This is a genomic window from Streptococcus sp. KHUD_018 (genome assembly GCF_054861215.1).
The window spans coordinates 1,233,397-1,255,878 of sequence record NZ_CM142176.1; the positions used below are offsets into that span (position 1 = coordinate 1,233,397).

Annotated in this window: 20 protein-coding genes and 2 tRNA genes; 2 read left to right on the forward strand and 20 right to left on the reverse strand. The window is 41.7% G+C overall.

The features are described from left to right. Positions 1–71: 71 nt before the first annotated feature. Both ACVBD2_RS06260 and gyrA read right to left on the reverse strand, forming a co-directional pair. A complete protein-coding gene (locus ACVBD2_RS06260; protein WP_461685419.1) occupies positions 72–818 on the reverse strand; it encodes a class A sortase in 747 nt (248 codons plus the stop codon). After that, complete coding sequence (gyrA, locus tag ACVBD2_RS06265; protein WP_461685420.1) at positions 818–3,286, reverse strand: DNA gyrase subunit A; 2,469 nt, start codon at positions 3,284–3,286, stop codon at positions 818–820. The genes ACVBD2_RS06260 and gyrA overlap by 1 nt, the downstream gene beginning before the upstream one ends. 193 nt (positions 3,287–3,479) lie before the next feature. Between gyrA and ACVBD2_RS06270 the strand changes: the two genes are divergently transcribed. Beyond that, complete coding sequence (locus tag ACVBD2_RS06270; RefSeq protein ID WP_000204720.1) at positions 3,480–4,466, forward strand: L-lactate dehydrogenase; 987 nt, start codon at positions 3,480–3,482, stop codon at positions 4,464–4,466. Between the two features lie 141 nt (positions 4,467–4,607). Here ACVBD2_RS06270 and tnpA read toward each other — a convergent pair whose 3' ends face one another. The 3 genes from tnpA to ACVBD2_RS06285 form a co-directional block, all read right to left on the reverse strand. Beyond that, the gene (gene tnpA, locus ACVBD2_RS06275) at positions 4,608–5,072 is read right to left on the reverse strand and encodes an IS200/IS605 family transposase (RefSeq protein WP_000057439.1); all 465 of its coding nucleotides are present in this window, start codon (positions 5,070–5,072) and stop codon (positions 4,608–4,610) included. Positions 5,073–5,349: 277 nt separating this feature from the next. Next, on the reverse strand, positions 5,350–5,625 hold the full coding sequence (locus tag ACVBD2_RS06280; protein ID WP_001284636.1) for an HU family DNA-binding protein: 276 nt from the start codon (positions 5,623–5,625) through the stop codon (positions 5,350–5,352). Between the two features lie 107 nt (positions 5,626–5,732). Next, entirely contained in the window at positions 5,733–6,569 is an 837-nt protein-coding gene (locus ACVBD2_RS06285) for a DegV family protein (protein ID WP_461685421.1), read from the reverse strand. A gap of 143 nt (positions 6,570–6,712) precedes the next feature. Between ACVBD2_RS06285 and ACVBD2_RS06290 the strand changes: the two genes are divergently transcribed. Further along, positions 6,713–7,561 carry a YitT family protein gene (locus ACVBD2_RS06290; RefSeq protein WP_461685422.1) on the forward strand — a complete coding sequence of 283 codons (849 nt, stop codon included), beginning with the start codon at positions 6,713–6,715 and terminating at the stop codon, positions 7,559–7,561. A 22-nt stretch (positions 7,562–7,583) separates the two neighbouring features. Here the strand turns inward: ACVBD2_RS06290 and ACVBD2_RS06295 are convergent, their stop codons facing one another. From ACVBD2_RS06295 to parC, 15 genes are all read right to left on the reverse strand, one after another. Then, on the reverse strand, positions 7,584–8,981 hold the full coding sequence (locus ACVBD2_RS06295; RefSeq protein ID WP_461685423.1) for an APC family permease: 1,398 nt from the start codon (positions 8,979–8,981) through the stop codon (positions 7,584–7,586). 125 nt (positions 8,982–9,106) lie between these two features. Continuing rightward, positions 9,107–10,519 (reverse strand): Fe-S cluster assembly protein SufB, encoded by a 1,413-nt coding sequence (sufB, locus tag ACVBD2_RS06300; RefSeq protein WP_000797062.1) that lies wholly within the window; start codon positions 10,517–10,519, stop codon positions 9,107–9,109. A 58-nt stretch (positions 10,520–10,577) separates the two neighbouring features. After that, on the reverse strand, positions 10,578–11,018 hold the full coding sequence (gene sufU, locus ACVBD2_RS06305) for a Fe-S cluster assembly sulfur transfer protein SufU (protein WP_125449318.1): 441 nt from the start codon (positions 11,016–11,018) through the stop codon (positions 10,578–10,580). Next, complete coding sequence (locus tag ACVBD2_RS06310) at positions 11,005–12,231, reverse strand: cysteine desulfurase (protein WP_461685424.1); 1,227 nt, start codon at positions 12,229–12,231, stop codon at positions 11,005–11,007. The genes sufU and ACVBD2_RS06310 overlap by 14 nt, the downstream gene beginning before the upstream one ends. Positions 12,232–12,241: 10 nt before the next feature. Continuing rightward, positions 12,242–13,504 carry a Fe-S cluster assembly protein SufD gene (gene sufD, locus ACVBD2_RS06315; RefSeq protein WP_461685425.1) on the reverse strand — a complete coding sequence of 421 codons (1,263 nt, stop codon included), beginning with the start codon at positions 13,502–13,504 and terminating at the stop codon, positions 12,242–12,244. A gap of 27 nt (positions 13,505–13,531) precedes the next feature. Beyond that, positions 13,532–14,302: a Fe-S cluster assembly ATPase SufC gene (gene sufC / locus ACVBD2_RS06320; protein ID WP_000114489.1), complete on the reverse strand. Its 771-nt coding sequence runs from the start codon at positions 14,300–14,302 to the stop codon at positions 13,532–13,534. Between the two features lie 150 nt (positions 14,303–14,452). After that, entirely contained in the window at positions 14,453–14,647 is a 195-nt protein-coding gene (locus ACVBD2_RS06325; RefSeq protein WP_437195638.1) for a DUF3272 family protein, read from the reverse strand. 27 nt (positions 14,648–14,674) lie between these two features. Next, the gene (gene dnaX, locus ACVBD2_RS06330; protein WP_461685426.1) at positions 14,675–16,333 is read right to left on the reverse strand and encodes a DNA polymerase III subunit gamma/tau; all 1,659 of its coding nucleotides are present in this window, start codon (positions 16,331–16,333) and stop codon (positions 14,675–14,677) included. Continuing rightward, entirely contained in the window at positions 16,333–16,830 is a 498-nt protein-coding gene (locus ACVBD2_RS06335) for a GAF domain-containing protein (RefSeq protein ID WP_461685427.1), read from the reverse strand. Before ACVBD2_RS06335 ends, dnaX begins: the two co-directional genes overlap by 1 nt. An 82-nt stretch (positions 16,831–16,912) precedes the next feature. After that, on the reverse strand, positions 16,913–18,115 hold the full coding sequence (gene rpsA, locus ACVBD2_RS06340) for a 30S ribosomal protein S1 (protein ID WP_001001617.1): 1,203 nt from the start codon (positions 18,113–18,115) through the stop codon (positions 16,913–16,915). Positions 18,116–18,278: 163 nt separating this feature from the next. Next, positions 18,279–18,350 (reverse strand) — tRNA-Gln (locus tag ACVBD2_RS06345). A gap of 9 nt (positions 18,351–18,359) precedes the next feature. Further along, a tRNA-Tyr gene (locus ACVBD2_RS06350) sits at positions 18,360–18,440 on the reverse strand. Between the two features lie 49 nt (positions 18,441–18,489). Next, positions 18,490–18,720, reverse strand: a complete 231-nt coding sequence (locus tag ACVBD2_RS06355) for a DUF2969 domain-containing protein (protein ID WP_000037107.1) — start codon at positions 18,718–18,720, stop codon at positions 18,490–18,492. Between the two features lie 112 nt (positions 18,721–18,832). Continuing rightward, on the reverse strand, positions 18,833–19,879 hold the full coding sequence (locus ACVBD2_RS06360) for a branched-chain amino acid aminotransferase (protein ID WP_080641297.1): 1,047 nt from the start codon (positions 19,877–19,879) through the stop codon (positions 18,833–18,835). A 106-nt stretch (positions 19,880–19,985) separates the two neighbouring features. Then, on the reverse strand, positions 19,986–22,466 hold the full coding sequence (gene parC / locus ACVBD2_RS06365; protein ID WP_068981919.1) for a DNA topoisomerase IV subunit A: 2,481 nt from the start codon (positions 22,464–22,466) through the stop codon (positions 19,986–19,988). Between the last annotated feature and the right edge of the window lie 16 nt (positions 22,467–22,482).

A 22,482-nucleotide genomic window follows, 5' to 3' on the forward strand; every position in this document is an offset into this window, starting at 1 on the left:
TTATTCTCCTTTGGCTGATAAGTCAATTTGACAAAAAACCAGCGAAAAATACAATTCACTGGTTTTTGAGGTTAATAACGTTGTTTATATGGCTGATTAAAGGCGCTTAGGATATCATCAGATGTTTCTGAATATGCTTTAACTTCTTTAAAATCACCTTTAACAATAATTCGCTCTGTCGCATTATAGTCCACACAGGTTACCAGCGTAATCTCCTTAACTCCTTCACGATCCTCGATTTCATCTACGCGATCAGGCGTCACGTGCTTCACCTCACGAATCTCATAGGTGTATACTTTATCTTTATCAGTCAGATAGATTTTCATCCCCGCTTTGGCATTGACCAAAGGTGAAAAGAGCATCTGACTCGCATTTTCAGCAGTAAAGATATGGTGACTAGCTAGAGAATAGTTGCCCTCCCCCATTTTCTGATTTGCTTTCATGGTTCCTGCTCCATAGAACAAGTTTACATTATCCAACCCTTTGAAAATAGGGAGGTTAATCTCCACCTCAGGAATAGCGATACCTCCAATAACAGGAAGTTTCTGAGCATCCCACTGAGCAGCTAACACCGCTTCTGATGAGATGGATTTGACAGAATCAAAATCAAAATTTCCCTCTGTTTCTTTATTCTCTTCAATCTTTTCCTTAGTCACCTGACTGACTTGGTATTTATTGGTATTCCAAACCATAAAGAGATCTCGAATCTTTGAATTAAAAATCAAGGCTAGGGAAAGAAGAATCAAGAAACCGGCTAAAATATTGAGAAATAGATTCCTACGCTTATTCTTCTTACTTTTTATTTTTCTGTGAGACATTATGCTTCACCCTCTGTTCTCTCTTCTGTTGCTACCTCTTCTTTTTCTGCCGCAGCAACCGTTGTAAAGGTCACAATCTTAGCATCCTGGTCTAGACGCATCACCTTCACTCCCATAGTTGAGCGTCCTGTTTGTGAAATATTGGCAACATTTGTACGGATCATGACACCTGTATCTGTGATAATCATCAGGTCTTCATCTCCTTTAACAGTGAGGAGACCTGCAAGAGGACCATTCTTCTCAGCAACATTGGCTGTCTTCATCCCTTTACCACCACGACCTTTAGTTGGATATTCAGTAGCAAGGGTACGCTTACCATAACCTTTTTCAGTGATGATAAGGACTTCGTCCTGGTTTGTAATCACGCTAGCACCAACTACAGTATCTCCTTCACGAAGATTGACTCCTCGAACACCTGTCGCGATACGGCTCATGCCACGAACAGCTGATTGATTAAAACGAACAGCATATCCAAACTTGGTACCAATGATAATATCCGTATCTTCTTCTGTCAGCAAGACATTAATCAATTCGTCTTCATCCTTGAGATTCAAGGCTTTGAGTCCATTTTGACGAATATTTGCAAATTCTTTGACACTGGTTCTCTTCACGACACCGTGACGGGTTGTGAAGAAAAGATAAGCATCATCACTACGTTCAGACTCAACGTTGATAATGGTCTGAATGCTCTCACCTTCGTCCAACTTCAAAAGATTGACAACTGGTAATCCTTTGGCTGTACGACCATATTCAGGGATTTCATAACCTTTCAGTCGATATACGCGTCCTTTATTGGTAAAGAAGAGCAAATGATCATGGGTGCTGGTTGAAACCAACTCACGCACAAAGTCATCATCCTTAACTCCGGTACCTTGAACTCCACGGCCACCACGTTTTTGAGCAGTAAACTCACCTTGGTCCAAACGTTTGATATAGCCCTTGTTAGATAGGGTAATCAAGACATCCGTTTCTTCAATCAAATCTTCATCTTCAAGAGTTAAGACTTCTCCAATCATCAACTCAGTACGACGTTTGTCACCAAACTTGCGTTTGACCTCATCCAATTCGTCTTTGATGATTTGCGCCACACGCTCTGGTTTGGCAAGAATATCAGCCAAATCTGCAATCAAGGAAATCAATTCATCATATTCAGACTGAATCTTATCACGTTCCAATCCTGTCAAACGACGAAGACGCATATCAAGGATAGCTTGACTTTGACGTTCAGAAAACTTGAACTTGCTCATCAATTCGGCTTGGGCTTCCGCATCCGTTTCACTAGCACGGATAATACGAATCACTTCGTCGATATGGTCTAGTGCAATTAAAAGACCTTCTAAAATGTGCGCACGCGCTTCTGCTTTTTCCTTGTCAAAACGAGTGCGGCGAACAACCACTTCTTTTTGGTGCTCGATATAAGCATCCAAAATTTGACGAAGGGACAAGATTTTTGGCACGCCATTTTGAATCGCCAACATGTTGAAACCAAAATTGGTTTGCATCTGGGTCATCTTGAAGAGGTTGTTAAGGATAACGTTGGCAGACGCGTCGCGTTTAACCTCGATTACAAAGCGAACCCCTTCACGGTTGGATTCATCACGTACTGCTGTAATGCCCTCAAGACGTTTTTCCTGAACCAAACGAACAATATGTTCATGCACCTTAGTTTTATTGACCATGTAAGGAAATTCCGTTACAACAATCCGTTCGCGACCCGTCTTAGTGGTTTCAATCTCTGTACGAGAACGAAGAACAATCGATCCTTTACCAGTCTCATATGCCTTATGAATACCTGATTTCCCCATGACAAGAGCACCAGTTGGAAAATCTGGACCGGGCAAGACTTCCATCAAGTCCTTAGTCGTCACTTCAGGATTATCCATAACCAACTTCACTGCATCAATGGTTTCACCCAAGTTGTGAGGTGGAATGTTGGTAGCCATCCCTACGGCAATCCCAGTTGCCCCATTGACCAAAAGGTTTGGAAAACGAGCTGGCAAGACCAAGGGCTCACGTTCGTTAGCATCGTAGTTGTCTACGAAATCAACTGTGTTTTTATTGATATCACGAAGCATTTCAAGAGCAATCTTGCTCATACGTGCCTCAGTGTAACGCTGTGCGGCAGCACCGTCTCCATCCATGGAACCAAAGTTTCCATGCCCATCGACAAGCATGTAACGGTAGCTCCACCACTGAGCCATACGAACCATGGCTTCATAAATAGATGAATCCCCGTGTGGGTGGTATTTACCCATAACATCCCCTGTAATACGGGCTGATTTTTTATGAGGTTTGTCTGGTGTAACACCTAATTCATTCATTCCGTAAAGAATACGACGGTGAACAGGTTTTAAGCCATCTCGAACATCAGGAAGGGCCCGCGCTACGATAACACTCATGGCGTAATCGATAAAGCTGGTCTTCATCTCCTTTGTCAGATTGACATTCACTAAATTTTTATCCTGCATTAATAAATGCCTCATTTCACTATTAGTAATTAGATATATTATACCATAAAATGTCCTTTATTTCAGGCTTCTGAAACTACTAAAACGTTTACATCGATAACCGAATAGAATATTCGTGACAAAGCTTTTTAAAAGTGATAGAATGAAAGTGTCTGGGGATTCCCCTAAAAAAAATGAAGGAGATGTTTAGATAATGACTTCAACTAAACAACACAAAAAAGTGATCCTTGTTGGTGACGGTGCCGTGGGTTCATCTTACGCTTTCGCACTTGTTAACCAAGGAATTGCACAAGAGCTTGGAATTATCGAAATTCCACAATTACACGAAAAAGCTGTTGGTGATGCGCTTGACCTTAGCCACGCCCTTGCCTTCACTTCACCTAAAAAAATCTACGCTGCTCAGTACTCTGACTGTGCAGACGCTGACCTTGTTGTTATCACTGCAGGTGCTCCTCAAAAACCAGGTGAAACTCGCCTTGACCTTGTAGGTAAAAACTTGGCTATCAACAAATCAATCGTAACACAAGTTGTTGAATCAGGTTTTGATGGTATCTTCCTTGTTGCGGCTAACCCAGTTGACGTTTTGACTTACTCAACTTGGAAATTCTCTGGATTTCCTAAAGAACGCGTTATCGGTTCAGGTACTTCACTTGACTCAGCACGTTTCCGTCAAGCACTTGCTGAAAAATTGGATGTTGATGCTCGTTCAGTTCACGCCTACATCATGGGTGAACACGGAGATTCTGAATTTGCCGTTTGGTCACACGCCAACATCGCTGGTGTAAACCTTGAAGAATTCCTTAAAGACACTCAAAACGTTCAAGAAGCTGAATTGATTGAATTGTTCGAAGGTGTTCGTGATGCTGCCTACACAATCATCAACAAAAAAGGAGCTACATACTATGGTATCGCCGTAGCGCTTGCTCGTATCACAAAAGCAATCCTTGATGACGAAAATGCAGTACTTCCACTTTCTGTATTCCAAGAAGGTCAATACGGAGTTGAAAACGTCTTTATCGGTCAACCAGCTGTCGTTGGTGCACACGGTATCGTTCGTCCAGTAAACATCCCATTGAACGATGCGGAAACTCAAAAAATGCAAGCATCTGCTAAAGAATTGCAAGCAATCATTGATGAAGCATGGAAAAATCCTGAGTTCCAAGCAGCTTCTAAAAACTAATCATAACCACCCGTCTAACGGGTGGTTTGCACCAGGGCTATAAGCCCAAATTACCAGCCAGCGTCTAAAGGCGCTGGCTTTCACGTTGTTCAAGCCTCATTGCTCTTGACTCGTCACTTACCTCTTAAAGAGGCTTTAGTATTACTTACCACTATCCCTAAAGAGATCCTCATATTCTTTTACACTTAATTTATCTAGTGCTATATCATGCTTTTCCTGTTCTTGAATATATTTCTTAATTGTGGCTTCATTAAGCCCTACTGTACTTACATAATAACCTTCTGCCCAGAAATGCCGATTCCCAAACTTGTACTTGAGGTTGGCGTGTTTGTCAAACATCATGAGTGCACTTTTACCTTTTAAATACCCCATGAAACTTGAAACACTTATCCTCGGTGGAATACTGACTAACATATGTACATGGTCTGGCATTAAGTGACCTTCGATAATCTCAACACCTTTATAACTACATAATCGATGGAATATTTCTCCCAAACTGCTTCGATATTGATTATAAATTACTTTTCGTCTATACTTAGGGGTGAACACAATGTGATATTTACACATCCACTTTGTGTGTGATAAACTATGTGCCTTTTGTGCCATATTTTTCTCCTTTCGCTTTACAATTGGCTTGAACACCTTTATTGTATCGCGTTTGGAGTTTTTTTGGGTATAAACTTCGACGCGCACCCGCATAGCGGGTGGTTTATTTGTCTCGCACCTTGCGGTGCGAGACGGACTAATAGTCACATAACAATTAAAATAAGGTTCTCATTTCATGGGAACCTTTTTCTTTTTGCCCCAAAAATACCCCAAAGCAACAAAAAAAGCCTGTCGCACAAGCTAGAAAGCTTGATACAATAGGCTTTTTGAAAATTCATTATTTAACAGCGTCTTTAAGAGCTTTACCAGCTTTGAATGCTGGAACTTTAGAAGCTGCGATTTTGATTTCTTTACCAGTTTGTGGGTTGCGACCTTTACGTGCAGCACGCTCACGAACTTCAAAGTTACCAAAACCGATCAATTGAACTTTTTCACCAGCTGCAAGGTATTCAGTTACTGCTGCAAATACAGCGTCAACTGCTGCTGCTGAATCTTTCTTAGTCAATTCTGTAGCTTCTGCTACTTTAGCGATCAAATCTTGTTTGTTTGCCATGTTAATAATTCCTCCAAATAATTTCTAATTAACAAATATAATCATATCCTAAAATTGCCCACAGGTCAAGTCAAAAACGCTATTTCTAACGATTTTTCTCTATTTTTTTAGGAATGATATCGAACTAAGATAGCCCATGCATTTTCGCCTGTATGTGTCTGAATGATAGAGCCTGTTTCCAGTACTGAGATTGGTTTTTCGACATAAGTTTGTAAAACATTCTTCATCTCATTGGCCCATTCATTTGTACCAGCGTAGGAAATTCCAATTTCCGCAACGGATTTATGAGAAAGGGTCTCAGCCAACTCGTCAAGCCATTTTTTGAAAGTTTTCGAACCACGCCCTTTTACGATTGGTTGGAGTTCGTGGTTTTTCATCTGCATTACTACACGAATGTTCAAGAGTGAACTTAGTAATCCTGTCACACGTCCGATACGTCCACCCTTAACTAGGTTTTCTAATGTTGAAACGCCGATATAGAGTTCCGTATGATTCTTGAAGTCTTCTACATGAGCTAGGATAGTTTCCAAATCTTTTCCTTCTTGGGCAAGTTTTGCAGCTTCAACAACTTGAAACTTCATAGCTTGGTCAGTAAAAGAACTATCAATAACGGTCACATCAGCGCTAGAGAGGCTTGCTCCTTGGCGAGCAGCTTCAACAGTCCCAGACAAGGCATGGGACATGTGAATAGCGAGTATCTGACTGCCGTCTTTACCTAGTTCTTCAAAAACTTCAGCAAATACTCCCACTGGAGGCTGACTGGTTTTAGGCAGATTTTTACTCTCTTGCATGAGATGAAGGAATTCTCCCTCTTTCAAATCTGCATCAGAATAAAGGATACCATCAATCATCACAGATAAAGGAACAACGGTGATATTTAATTCTTTAACCACTTCTGGTTCAATAGTAACAGAGGAATCCGTTACAATTTTTACTTGTGTCATATCTTCAATCTTTCTATTCTTCTCAATAAGATAGGGATTTATCACCTTTATTATATCAAAAAATTGTTAAAAAATCATGATGAATCCAATGAAAAAGCTTGGAATTTTGGTATAATCTATCTATAGAAAAGCGAGGGAAAGTTATGATCCGAAAAGTTCAGCCTATTGTCACTATCATACTTGGGGCAGCTATTTATGCCTTTGGTCTTACCTATTTTGTAGTTCCCTATCATCTATTTGAAGGTGGTGCGACAGGTATTACCTTGATTACCTTCTACCTCTTTAAAATCCCTGTCTCAGTGATGAATCTCTTGATTAACATCCCTCTCTTTATCTTGGCCTGGAAGATTTTTGGTCCGAAAACTCTCTACTCCAGCCTTTTGGGAACCATTTCCCTCTCGATCTGGCTTGCTGTCTTTGAACGAATTCCTTTACAATTTGACTTGCAAGGTGATCTCATTATTGTCTCTTTAGTTTCTGGTGTTTTACTGGGAGTTGGTTTAGGAATTATCTTTAATGCTGGTGGTACAACAGGTGGATCAGATATTGTTGCTCGCATCCTCAACAAATACACCAATATTTCAATTGGAAAATTGCTTTTTGGGATTGACTTTTTTATCCTGATGTTAATTTTGATCATCTTCCAGGACCTTCGTCTGGTTACCTATACCCTCTTATTTGACTTTATCATCGCTCGTGTTATCGACCTGATCGGTGAAGGAGGTTATGCTGGTAAAGGATTTATGATTATAACTCAATTTCCAGATCGGTTAGCCGAAAAAATTAACGATGAACTCGGACGCGGCGTAACCTTTATATCTGGTCAAGGTTACTACAGCAAAAAGGATTTAAAAATTATCTACTGTATCGTCGGTCGAAATGAAATCGTTAAAATGAAGGATGTGATTCACCAAGTCGATCCTCAAGCCTTTATCACCATCACAGAGGCTCATGAAATTCTGGGGGAAGGATTTACTTATGTAAAAGATTAAAAAAGCTGGGAAATCCCAGCTTTTATTCTTCTTCTGCGAGGGTTGAATGACGGAACCCGTAAGTAAAGTAAATGACTAGACCAACTACAAGAGCAATACCAAAGGCAAGCCAAGTATCTAGACTATATTGAAGCATAAAGGAAACACAGATAAGAATGGAAAGAATTGGCAAAAGTGGCACCAAGGGAGTTTTAAACTCTCCTTCTTTTGGCATGCCCTTATCCTTTCTGAGTTTTATTATCCCGTAGGCTAGCAAAATGAGATAAGCTAAGGTACAGATATTTAAGAAGGCTGCAATACTGGCTAGAGGAAAGACTCCAGCTGCAAGGGCTGAAGCAACTCCTGTTAAGATGGTCGCATTTTTAGGAACGCGACTGGTCTTGCTTAATTGTTTAAAACTTTGAGGTAAAAGTCCATCGCGTGCTAAGCTATAAAACATCCGAGACAATGCATAAGTCATGGAGATACATACGGTTATCAGGGTGAGAATGGCTACAAGCGAAACATAATTTGCCGCCCAGCCGATACCAATACTCCGTAATGAAGATGCTACTGCATCGTCCACATTGAGCTTACTGTAGTGAACAATCCCTGTCAATACTAAGGTTACCAAAGCATAGAGAATGGTGACGATCGTCAGAGAAAAGACAATTCCACGAGGAATATTCTTTTGCGGATTTTGAATTTCATCAACTGCCATGGAAATAGACTCAAATCCGAGAAAACCGAAGAACATCAAAGAGGCACCTGCCATAATCCCAGTACTTCCCCCATATAGTTGACCAAAGCCAAAGGGAGCAAAATTCGACCAATTTTCAGGCTTGATGTACCAAATACCAACTAGGATAAATAAGGCGAGAGCTGAGAATTTCAAGACCACTAAAAGCGAATTAAAGCGTAAGGCTGCCTTGGAATTTAATAAAACCAATCCTGTTACCAAAGCAAGCACCAAAATAGGTAAAAGGTCGATATAGGTGCCTTGTTCGGGGTTAAAAGTACCATTTAAGGCTTGGGGCATGGAAATACCATAATTACTGAGTAAGCCCTTAAAATAAGCTGCCCAACCAGACGCCACACCTGAAACAGCTGTCATAAATTCCATGATGGTCAACCAGCCAGCAATCCATGCTGGTAATTCTCCTAAAATCGCATAGAGATAACTATACGCACCCCCAGTTGCAGGCACACGCGAGGCAAATTCTGCAAAAAAGAGCGCTGATAAAGAAACACATAGGGCAGAAATCACGATGGAAACCACTAGTGATGGACCAGCTAGGGTAGCTGCCGCTGTTCCTGTAATGGTGAAAATCCCCGTCCCTACCATGGCACCGATCCCTAATAGAATCAAATCCCACAATTTCAAATGGCGATGCATCTCTGTCTGTTTCAGACTAACATCCTTGGTTCTAAAAATATTCATACTTCATCTCCACTAAATGTAATTGTTTTATTTTACCATATAAAAGCACTTTTGTGAATATTTATTAGGTTCTTTTTTGAAAAAAATCTGAACAGGAAGGATTCCTGTTCAGATTTTGCATATTCTTACCCAACAGACCCTTCCATTTCATAGCTAATCAAGCGGTTCAGCTCAACTGCGTATTCCATTGGAAGTTCTTTTGTGAAGGGTTCGACAAATCCCATAACGATCATCTCAGTAGCTTCAGATTCTGACAAACCACGACTCATGAGGTAGTATAGTTGTTCTTCTGAAATCTTAGATACTTTGGCTTCGTGCTCCAAAGCAACTTGTGAGTTGTGAATTTCATTAAAAGGAATGGTATCTGACGCTGATAAGTCATCCATGATAATGGTATCACACTCGATGTGAGAAACAGATTTCTTAGAGTTCTTGTTAAAGGTTACTTGTCCACGGTAGTCAACCTTCCCTCCGCCTTTAGCGATGGATTTAGAAACGATAGACGAGCTTGTATGCGGTGCGTTGTGGATCATCTTGGCACCCGTGTCTTGGTGTTGCCCAGCATTGGCAAAGGCGATAGAGAGCATGGTACCACGCGCTCCTTCTCCATCTAGATAAACAGATGGGTATTTCATGGTTGTTTTGGCACCCAAGTTACCATCAATCCACTCAACAGTCGCATCTTTCAAAGCTTTGGCACGTTTTGTTACCAAGTTATAGACATTATCAGACCAGTTTTGGATGGTTGTATAACGCATATAAGCTCCGTCCAAAGCGAAAATTTCTACAATGGCAGCGTGCAAGCTGTTGCTAGAATATGTTGGTGCTGTACATCCTTCTACGTAATGGACGCTTGCTCCCTCATCAACGATAATCAAGGTACGTTCGAACTGACCTGTATTTTCGTTATTGATACGGAAATAGGTTTGAAGTGGAATATCTACCTTGACACCTTTTGGCACGTAGATAAAGGTTCCACCCGACCATACTGCTGAGTTGAGGGCCGCCAACTTGTTATCAGTCGGTGGTACCAACTTCGCAAAGTATTGTTTAAACAAGTCTGGGTATTCCTTGAGGGCAGAATCCGTATCTGTAAAGATAATACCTAACTTCTCAAATTCTTCTTTCATGTTATGGTAAACCACTTCCGACTCGTACTGGGCAGAGGCTCCTGCTAGATAAGCACGTTCAGCTTCTGGAATACCGATACGTTCAAAGGTTTCTTTAATCTTTTCAGGTACATCATCCCAAGAACGGGCTGGTTTGTCAGATGGTTTTTGGTAGTAGATCAAATCATCAAAGTCAATCTCTGACAAGTCTGCTCCCCAAGTTTGCATGGGCATTTTTTTAAAGGTTTCATAAGACTTCAAACGGAATTCTAACATCCACTCAGGTTCTCCCTTAGCAGCTGATAGTTCACGAATGACACCTTCGTTGAGTCCTTTTCCTGTCGATAGGACAGGCTCTACATCATCATGGAAACCAAATTTATATTCACCAAGATCAATTGGTTTTGGTTCTACTCTTTCTTCAGCCATAATATCCTTTCTTTCATTCTTCATTTCTACTGACTTAATAAGACAAAAGAAACTTGTCTTACTTGTTCTCTTGATCTTCAATTGTTTTCTTAAGGGCATTCCAAGCCAGAGTCGCACATTTGATTCGTTGCGGGAATTTGGCAACACCTGACAAGAAGGCGCCATCCCCGAGTTGGTCTTGACGATCATCTTTTTGCCCTTGAACCATTTCAGAAAAGATGGTTGCAAGTTCTAGAATTTCTTGCTTGGTCTTCCCTAAAACGGCATCTGTCATCATACTAGCAGAAGCAGTTGAAATCGTGCATCCTGAATTTAGAAAAGCAATATCTTCCAAACGGTCCTCTGTGTCAAACTTGACAGAGAGGTTGATGACATCCCCACAGGTTGGATTATTGAGGCTGATTTGCTCAGCATCTTCCAGCTTCCCTTGGTGATGTGGATTTTTCGAATGGTCTGCTACCACTGCCATATAAAGGCTATCTAGTTTAGAAAGTGCCATTGAAAAACTCCTTTGTCTTTTGTAAGGCATCGACTAGTTTGTCGCAATCTGCCTTGGTATTGTAGATATAAAAACTTGCGCGAGCTGTTGCTGGGACTTCTAAATACTGAAGCAAGGGTTGGGCACAATGGTGACCCGCACGAACGGCTACTCCTTCATAATCCAGAGCCGTAGCAAGGTCGTGAGGATGGAGATCGCCTAGGTTAAAGGCAATCACTCCCGAACGTTGAGCCAAGTCCTGCGATCCGTAAATGGTCAAACCTTCAATTGCCTGCAGTTTTGGATAGACGTATGCAATCAACTCTTGTTCATGGGTTTCAATCGCATCCATACCAATGTTTTCAAGATAATCCACTGCAGCAGCAAGTCCGATTGCACCTGCCATATTTGGCGTTCCAGCCTCAAATTTCCAAGGCAATTCCTTCCAACTAGCAGATTGCTCATAGACGAAATCAATCATCTCTCCACCAAATTCAAGGGGTGACATTTGTTCTAAATACTTCTCTTTTCCGTACAGAACACCGATACCTGTCGGGCCAGCCATCTTGTGACCCGAAAAGGCAAAGAAGTCCACATCCAAGTCCTGGACATCAATCTTCATATGAGGCGTAGATTGAGCACCATCCACCACCATGATGGCTCCAACTTGGTGCGCCATTTGCGTGATTTCTTTGATTAGGTTAACCACACCAAGAACATTTGAGGCGTGAGCTAGGGAGACAAACTTGACTTTATCAGTCAATTTAGCTCGCAAATCATCCATATCCAGAGCTCCATCCTTGAGATAAACATAGACAAGCTCCGCTCCAGTCTTGCGACAGACCTCCTGCCAAGGAATGATATTGGAATGATGTTCCATGACGGAAATCAAGACCTGGTCTCCCTCAGTCAAGATTTCTTCAGCGAACCGTGCTACCCAGTTAAGACTAGTTGTCGTTCCTCTAGTAAAGAGAACTTCCTTTGTAGAGCCTGCATTGATAAACCTACGAATGGTTTCACGAGCGGCTTCATAGGAAGATGTCGCACGTTCTGCCAAGGTATGAACACCACGGTGGACATTGGCATTGTCGTGCTCATAGTAGCGGTTGATTGTTTCAAGAACTGCTAGTGGTTTTTGTGTCGTCGCAGCATTGTCCAGATAGACCAAAGGTTCATCGTTGACAACCTGGTCTAAAATTGGAAAATCTTTGCGAATCGCTTCTACATCTAACATAGGCTTCCCCTTAGCGTTTTGACAATTTTTCTTCGATAGTTGCTATCATTTCATCACGAACTTCCTTGACTGGAATCTCCACGATAACAGAGCCAAGGAAACCGCGAACAACCAAACGCTCTGCAGTTGCCTTGTCCAAACCACGGCTCATGAGATAGTACATATCTTCTGGATCTACCTGCCCGATAGAAGCCGCGTGACCTGCAGTAACATCATTTTCATCAATCAAAAGAATTGGATTGGCATCTGAACGCGCTTGGTCTGAAAGCATGAGAACACGGCTCTCTTGTTGGGCATCTGCTCCCTTAGCTCCCTTGATGATATGTCCGATACCGTTGAAGGTCAAAGTTGCTTTTTCAAGAATAACCCCATGTTGGAGGATATTTCCGATAGAGTTGCAACCGTAGTTTGTTACGCGAGTGTCAATCCCTTGCACCTGACGGCCGCTTGATAGGGCTACGACTTTAAGGTCAGCATGGCTACCATTCCCAATCAAGTCGCTATCAAAGTCCGCAACGACATTCCCTTCGTTCATGACACCAATTGCCCAGTCAATACTTGCATCATTGCCCAACTTACCACGACGGCTAATGTAGGTCGTGACATTTTCTCCTAGACGGTCGATAGCCGCAAATTTCACTTGAGCGCCAGAACGCGCAATCACTTCCACTGTAATATTGGCAGTTGCTTTAGCACTACCTTCACCACGTGATTCTAAACGCTCCAGATAACTAATCTTGCTGTTTTTACCAGCGATAATCAAAATATGCTTGTTAAATGGCACATCGCTGTCGCTTTCTTGGTAGAAAATCCCTTCGATTGGTTCAGCAATTTCAACATTATCAGGAATGTAGAGGACAGCTCCACTATTAAAGTAAGCAGTGTGGTAGGCCGCCAACTTGTCATCGTCGTATTTGACTGATGACATGAAGAACTCCTCGATAAGTTCTGGAATTTCCTCTAAAGCTGAGTGGAAGTCTGTAAAGACTACACCTTGTTCAGCCAACTCAACTGGAATTTGTTCAAAAACTGTTTGCGTTCCTACTTGAACCAACTTCAAATGATTGTCTAGAGCTGTGAAGTCGGGAACATTTGCTGATGGTTCACTTTCTGTAATGGTTCCATCTCCCAGATTCCAACGGTGAAATTTCACACGCTCGATAACTGGTAATTCCAAACTCTCAATCTTATCAAAAGCTTTTTGACGGAGGTCAGCTAACCAGCTTGGTTCAGCGTGCATTTCTGAAAAAAGTTTAATAGTTTCTTTAGACATTTACTTCTCCTAAAAGATACGAGGGAATTACAATTCTTCCTTGTAGTCGTAGCCAAGTTCTTCAGCTAGTTTTGCGTATCCTTCACGCTCCAAACGGGCAGCCAATTCTGGACCACCAGAAAGGACCACACGACCTTCCATCATTACGTGTACCACGTCTGGTGTGATGTAGTTCAAGAGACGTTGGTAGTGAGTGATGATCATAGCCCCAAAGCCTTCACCACGCATGGCATTGACACCCTTCGATACAACTTTAAGGGCGTCAATATCAAGACCTGAGTCAATCTCATCCAAAAGGGCAAAAGTTGGTTCCAACATCAAGAGTTGAAGAATTTCATTGCGTTTTTTCTCACCACCTGAGAAACCTTCGTTGAGGTAACGCTCTGCCATTTCTTCTTTCATGTTGAGCAATTCCATTTTCTCGTCTAGTTTAGTGATAAATTCACGAACTGAAATCTTTTCATCATCTTCTTTGCCAGCATTCATGGCTGCACGAAGAAACTCAGCGTTGGTAATTCCAGGAATTTCTGATGGGTATTGCATAGCAAGGAAAAGTCCCATACGCGCACGTTCGTCCACTTCCAACTCAAGAATGTTTACGCCATCAAACAAGACCTCACCTTTTGTGACTTCATAGTTAGGGTTACCCATAATAGCTGCTGAAAGAGTCGATTTCCCAGTACCATTTGGTCCCATGATAGCTGCGATTTCTCCTGTTTTCAGAGTCAGATTGACTCCTTTCAAAATTTCTTTTCCTTCAATCTCAACGTGAAGATCTTTGATCTCTAATACTGACATGATAGTTCCTTTCTTTTTCAAACATTTTGCTCAATACTTTAGGAAATTGCTTACAATCCCTAAAAAATAGGACAAAAGGTCAATAAATATACTCTACTAGTATAACAAAAAAAAGCCTAAAAGGCTTTGATTTTGTTTAGAAGCTAGTGACTAATCCTTGCGGTTTAGGTGCTGATCAATGGCATCTACTATTTTCCCCATTACATAACTTAACCTAAAATTTCGAAAAAGTAGAATGGCCCAAAAGGCTGTCATGAAATAGCGACCCGTCATCCAAGCTTCATTGAAAAAATAAGTCTCAGCAGCAGTAAATAGTGCTATCACGATAAATTGTTGTCTAGTCATAGGATTATTGTACCATGAAATCCACTTTTAGTCTTCTTCGACCATGACTTTATCAGCCAGAAATTCAAATCCTTCTGGAATTAGGCTTTCTTCTTCCGCCTCTTGATCTGATTGAGAAGACTTGTTTCTAGCTGAAAATGCTGCACGAACCTCTTTCCATTCCTCTAGGGAAATTGCCAGGATTTCAGGTGAAAATCCAGCCGCCTGGCTGAGAATATTGCCAAACATGGTATTGAGGTTATCCCGTTTCATGGTTTGCCCTGCATTGAAATTAGACTCAAAAGCTAAAATAGCATGGTGTTCGTTGGCCGCAACTGGTTGAGAACCAACCAGAAGAGCCTTATCAGGACCAGCTAAACTTTCAATCACTTCTCCCCACGCATTCTGGAGGCGAATCAAGTTTTGTCGTGCCAAATCAGGATTTTCAACAGCTTCTTGCAGAATAGACTGAACTTTGTTGCGATCCACTCGATAGACTGTCTTGGAAGTGGCTGGACGACTAGGGACTGGGGCAACTTGTTTAGGAGCTGTTCCTACATTAGCAAGCTCTTGTTTGAGACGGGCGACTTCCTGTCTCAGTGCAGAAATTTCACTTTCAACAGCTCCCGAAACCGCAGATTCAGGCTTAATTTCCGCTAAACGAATGGTCATCATTTCAGCATAAATCTTAGGTTGCAAACTGGCCTTCATATCTGCTAAACTCACTGTCGCTAGACGAATCATTTCAAAGAGACTTTCCTGAGAAAGAGCTAGATTGTCTATAAAAACTGGACTATGATGAGTATTTTCGCCACCTGTCTGAACAACCAGTAGATCACGCAAATACTGCAAGAGATCCGTCACAAAACGTGTCATGCTCTTGCCATTTTCAAACAAAAGATTCAAAGAATCGAGTGCTTTGGGGACATCCTGTTGGGCCAAGGCGGCCACATAGTCATCAAGTGCTGATAGACTAATGGTGCCTGTAATCTCCTCAGAGATAGCTGTAGTTAAAGCATTCCCTTGAGTCAAACTCAAGGCTTGGTCCAGAATAGACAAGGCATCCCGCATCCCACCTTCAGCTCGTCTAGCAATGATTTCCACAGCCTCTGGTTCAGAACTGATATTTTCTTTTTCTAAAATATGATGAATGTGTGCCGTGATATCTTGCGTTCTAATCGATTTAAACTCAAAACGTTGGACACGCGATAAAATAGTTGCTGGAATCTTGTGCAATTCGGTAGTCGCCAAAATAAAGACAACGTTCTGGGTTGGTTCTTCTAGGGTCTTCAAAAGTGCATTAAAGGCTCCTGTAGACAGCATATGAACCTCGTCGATAATGTAGACCTTATAACGTGCCAAACTAGGTGCATAGGTGGATTTATCACGAATTTCACGGATTTCATCGACTCCGTTATTCGAAGCTGCATCCATTTCGATAACATCTTCTAAGCTACCTTCTGTCACAGCCTGACAGATATAGCAGTTATTACATGGTTCTCCGTCCACTTGGTTCGGACAGTTCATAGCCTTGGCAAAAATCTTGGCCACACTGGTCTTCCCAGTCCCACGAGGGCCTGAGAAAAGATAGGCATGACTAATCTTTTCCTGCTCGACCGCTTGTTTTAGGGTTTTAGCCACAACCTCTTGACCTACCAGTTGTGAAAAAGTCTGGCTTCTATATTTTCGATAAAGTGCTTGATACATTAGGCTTTCTCCTCAAACATCGTAAAGTCCCATTCTGTCTTCTCAAGCAAAATAGCGACAAATTGTTCCAAGTAATCACGGTCAATGGCATTGTAATCATCAATAAGTGAAGAATCTAGGTCTAAGACCCCCAGCAATCGACCATTCTTGAGCATGGGAACCACGATTTCACTCTTGGCCATACTATCACAAGAAATGTAGTTTGGATAGGTGCTCACATCGCCAACTAAAACAGTCTCTTGAAACTCAGCAGCTTCTCCACAAACGCCTTTCCCAAGCGGAATGCGAATACAAGAAACACCACCCTGAAAAGTCCCTAAAACCAACTCGCTACCATCAAACAGATAAAACCCTGCAAATACAGTATTGGGAAAGCGAGATTTTAGGAGGGCACTAGCATTCGAAAGATTGGCAAGAACATTGCTCTCACCGTCAAGCAAATAAGAGAGTTCCTCATTTAACAATTGATATTGTGATTGTTTTTCTGAATCTAACATAGAACTATTATATCAAAAATGGGAAAGAGACAAAAGAAAAATCCCTTGTTTTAAACAAAGGATTTTGTGATTATCAATTTGATTAAAGTTCGATATCACCGAACAAGTCAGCCATTGAGAATCCTGTTTGTGTTTCTGGAAGTTCGAAATCACGTTTTTCTTGACGTTTTGGACGACGTGGACGAGCAGCACGTTTTTCTTCTTTTTGTCCTTCTTCTTGAGCTGGACGTTCTTCAAGAGCTTTGATAGAAAGTGATACACGTTCTGCGTCAGCGTTAACATCAAGGACTTTAACAGTAACTTCTTGACCAACAGTAAGAGCTTCTTTTGGATTTTCGATGCGTTTGTGTGAAATTTGTGATACGTGAACAAGTCCATCGATACCTGGCAATACTTCTACAAATGCACCGAAGTCAGTCAAACGTTTAACTGTTCCTTCTACTACATCACCTTTAGCCAATTTTTGCTCAACGCCATCCCATGGTCCAGGTGTTGTTGCTTTAAGTGAAAGTGATACGCGTCCTTCTTCTTCGTTAAGATCAAGGATCTTCACTTCGATTTCTTCACCAACAGTTACAACTGATTTAGGTGAGACGTTACGTTCGTGTGACAATTCAGTCAAGTGAACCAATCCGTCAACTCCACCAAGGTCGATGAAAGCACCAAAGCTAGTGATACGAGCAACTTTACCAGTTACTACATCGCCAACAGCCAATTTACCGAATACTTCAGCACGAGCTGCTGCAGTAGCTGCTTCAACAACTTCACGACGTGAAAGGATGAAACGGTTTTCTTTAGGATCAACTTCTTTGATTTTAGCATCAAATTCTTGACCTACGAAACGCTCAGTGTTACGTACGAAACGAGTATCCAACATTGAAGCTGGGATAAATCCACGAACACCTTCAAATTCTACTGAAAGTCCACCTTTAACGGCACGAGTTCCTTTAACAGTAACAACTTCTTCTTCGCGTCCTACAAGTTTGTCCCATGCTTTGCGAGCTTCAAGGCGTTTTTTAGACACAAGGTATGTAACTGTATCAGTATCTTTACCAACTACTTGACGAAGTACAAGAACATCCAATACTTCTCCTACTTTCACAAAGTCATTGATATCTGCATCGCGATCGTTTGTCAATTCGCGAAGAGTCAAGACACCTTCAACACCAGTCCCAGAGATTGCAACGTTAGCTTGAGTCGCATCAACTGTCAATACTTCAGCACTAACAACATCACCAGGCTCAACTTGGCTAACGCTATTTAGCAAATCTTCAAATTCGTTCATCTAAAAAATCCTCCAACAATCAAGTCTTTTCCAAAACTTGACATACTTATAATTTTTTTCCTAAGCACCCGCAAGAACATGTTCGTATTGTTCACGTCTTTCAATATAAAAATAAAATACCCTAAGATATTTTTCTTTTTATCTTGAATTTATTACCTAAGAACTGGGGTAGCTGGATTCGAACCAACGCATGAGGGAGTCAAAGTCCCTTGCCTTACCGCTTGGCTATACCCCAATGATGAGATGGAGAGAGAGGGATTCGAACCCCCGAACCCGAAGGAGCGGATTTACAGTCCGCCGCGTTTAGCCTCTTCGCTATCTCTCCAATGCTTAACGAAAACTATTATATCATGAAATTTTCAAAAAAACAAGCATTATTTTGTTAAATTATAGTTTTCAATCAAAATTTCCACAGCTTTTTCAAGTTTTTTATAAAAACTATCGACATTTCCATTCTTTATGATGGCAAATTGACTATCTAATTCGGCAATTTCACCAATGACCTTTTTCCCGATTGTCAAAACGTAACCTTCATAACTGTCTTTTCCAACAGTCACTTTTGCATCTGTTAATTGGATTTCAATTTTCTTATCTTTTTTACTCATACTTTACCTCTTTTCACTTTTTCTATTGTACAAGAAAATGCTCAAACTAGCAAGAAAAAACTCCATTTCAGCCATTACAACTGCTATGGAGTTCTTCTTTACTTCATATCTTTTAGTCCACTTTGACAATCCATCCCTCTGGTGCTTCTACATCACCAAATTGGATACCCGTCAATTCATCATAGAGTTTACGTGTAACAGGACCTACTTCTGTTTCACTATAGAAAACATGGAAATCGTCACCGTGCTGGATTCCCCCAATTGGCGAAATAACCGCTGCTGTACCACAAGCACCTGCCTCTACAAAACGATCCAGATTGTCAATCGGAACATCACCTTCAACCGGTGTCAAGCCCAAGCGGTGTTCTGCCAAGTAAAGCAAAGAGTACTTGGTAATGGATGGCAAGATAGATGGACTCAATGGCGTAACAAATTCATTGTCTGCCGTGATTCCAAAGAAGTTGGCTGATCCGACTTCTTCAATCTTTGTATGTGTAGATGGGTCTAGGTAGATAACGTCAGAAAAGTTGCGAGACTTGGCTATTTTACCTGGAAGGAGACTAGCAGCATAGTTCCCACCTACCTTGGCCGCACCCGTACCATTTGGAGCTGCACGGTCGTATTCATCCTGAATCAAGAAATTGGTTGGAACCAATCCACCCTTAAAGTAATTTCCAACTGGCATAGCAAAGATAGTGAAAATGTACTCTTCTGCTGGTTTTACCCCGATGATATCTCCGACACCAATCAAGAGAGGACGAAGATAAAGGGTTCCACCTGTTCCATATGGTGGGACGTATTCTTCATTTGCACGCACAACTGCTTTACAAGCTTCTACAAACATTTCTGTCGGAACTTGTGGCATCAAAAGACGGTCACAAGTACGTTGCAAACGCTTAGCATTTTCGTCAGGACGGAACAATTGAACACTGCCGTCCTTAGTACGATAGGCTTTCAATCCCTCAAATGCTTGCTGTCCATAGTGGAGACTTGGAGAAGACTCTGAAATATGCAAGGTTGCATCCTCTGTCAATTCTCCTTGATTCCATTGACCATTTTTGTAGTAAGCGATATAACGGTAAGGTAATTTCATATAAGCAAATCCAAGGTTTTCCCAATCAATTGCAACTGTCATGTATTTCTCCTTTGTACTATTCAAACTATGTGTTCTATTCTACACTTTTCTAGTAAAATTTCAAGTATTATTTGTAATTTTCAGAAAATTTTTTCAACATAAAGAAATCAGCCCTCTGGACTGATTCTTTTTAAGAATTTGCTTTATCTTCTTTAAAGACTTCTTTGAGGTAAGCATCGAAAACTTCTTCATCTGAAATAGTATCTGAAATAAAGCTTCCATTGCTAGTACGTTCTGACAAGTTGAGGTCTTGCAATCGGCTTTCATAGATTGTTCCCTTGTTAGATTGGACAAGTAACGTTTGGTCGTTTTCTTCTACTTCTGTACTAAAAAGATCACCAACGAATCCTTGCTCTGAAACTGCTCCAGCCAAGAATACACGATGCGGTTTATTTTTTAGCTCACGCAAGACTTGTAGTCCTCGTTTGGCACGGCTGGTCGCTGGAATTTCCTCAATGGAAACGCGTTTCAAGCTTCCACGTTGGGTCAAGAGGTAGAAGGATGAAGTGTTACAGGTAAAGGCAGCCTGAAGTGCATCATCTTCTTTCAGGTTCATAGCCTTGACACCCGCAGCCTTGGCACCAACAACCGGAACCTCTTCGATATTGAAACGAAGGGCATAACCGTTTTGACTAATCAAAAGAACATCATCTAGTTTAATCGGAGCCACTGCTACAATCTGGTCTGTCTCGTCTTTGAGCTTAGCGTACTTAACAGACTTCGACTTATAGGTTCTCCATGGAGAGAATTCTTTTCGTTCTACACGCTTGATTTGACCAAGGCGAGTCGCTGCAAAGTAGGTTGTCGCATCATCAAACTGCTCCACTACTTCTGCATAGAGAATTTCTTCGTTAGTTTCAAAGTTTGTAATGGTCTGGCTCAGATGCTCTCCGATGTCCTTCCAGCGAATGTCTGCCAATTCATGGATTGGTCGATAGATGACATTTCCAAGAGTTGTGAACATCAAGAGGTGCTGTGTTGTCTTGGCAGATTGAACAAAGATCAAACGATCATCATCACGCTTGCCAATTTCTTCCAGAGTGGATGCCGCAAAGGAACGTGGGCTAGTACGCTTGATGTAACCTGCCTTGGTCACGCTGACATAGGTATCTTCCTCTGCGATGAGGCTCGCTGTATCAATCTCAATTACGTTTGCTGTATCTTCTAAAGCACTCAAACGTGGAGTCGCAAATTTCTTCTTAACCTCACGAAGCTCTTTCTTCATGAGATTGTACATAGTCCGTTCATCACCAATGATAGCAGCAAGCATGGCAATCTTTTCACGAAGTTCTGCTTCTTCTTCCTGCAAGACAACCACGTCTGTATTGGTCAAACGGTAAAGTTGCAAGGTAACGATGGCCTCAGCCTGTTCCTCAGTAAACTCATAGCTGACCTTGAGATTTTCTTTAGCGTCAGCCTTGTTCTCAGAAGCACGAATAAGAGCAATGACTTCGTCCAAAATCGAAATCACGCGAATCAAACCTTCAACGATATGGAGGCGTTTTTCAGCCTTTTCCTTGTCAAAGCGGGAACGAGCCAAAATCACTTCACGACGGTGGGCTATATAGCTAGATAAGATTGGGACGATCCCAACCTGACGAGGCGTAAAATTGTCAATCGCCACCATGTTAAAGTTGTAATTGATTTGTAGGTCAGTATATTTGAAGAGATAGTTAAGAACGAGATCGGTATTAGCATCTTTCTTGAGTTCGATAGCGATACGAAGACCTTCACGGTCAGACTCATCACGAACCTCAGCAATACCAGCCACCTTGTTATTGACACGAACATCATCGATTTTCTTGACCAGATTGGCCTTATTGATTTCATAAGGAATCTCAGTGATAACGATTTGCTCCTTACCGCCTTTTAGCTTTTCAATCTCCGTCTTAGAACGAACAACCACGCGCCCTTTCCCAGTTTCATAAGCCTTCTTGATTTCATCACGCCCTTGGATGATAGCTCCTGTAGGGAAGTCTGGTCCAGGCAAGAATTCCATGAGTTTATCAACCTTGGCAGTCGGATGGTCAATCATGTAAACTGTCGCATCGATAACCTCAGCCAAATTATGCGGTGGAATATCCGTAGCATATCCAGCCGAAATCCCAGTCGAACCATTGACTAAGAGGTTGGGAAAGGCTGCTGGCAAAACCGTCGGCTCTTTCTCGGTATCGTCAAAGTTCCAAGCAAAAGGAACTGTCTTTTTCTCGATATCCTGAAGAAGATAACCAGCAATCTCAGACAAGCGCGCCTCAGTATAACGCATCGCCGCAGGCGGATCACCATCCATGGAACCGTTATTACCATGCATTTCAACTAGAATCTCACGATTTTTCCAGTCCTGAGACATACGAACCATGGCATCATAGATAGAACTGTCGCCGTGGGGGTGGAAATTCCCCATGATGTTACCGACAGACTTAGCTGACTTACGGTAGCTCTTATCAAAGGTATTGCCATCTTTATTCATCGAATAAAGAATACGACGCTGAACCGGCTTCAAGCCATCACGAATGTCTGGCAAAGCCCGGTCTTGAATAATGTACTTGGAGTAGCGACCAAAGCGCTCTCCCATGATGTCCTCAAGGGACATGTTTTGAATGTTAGACATAGGATACTAAGCCCGT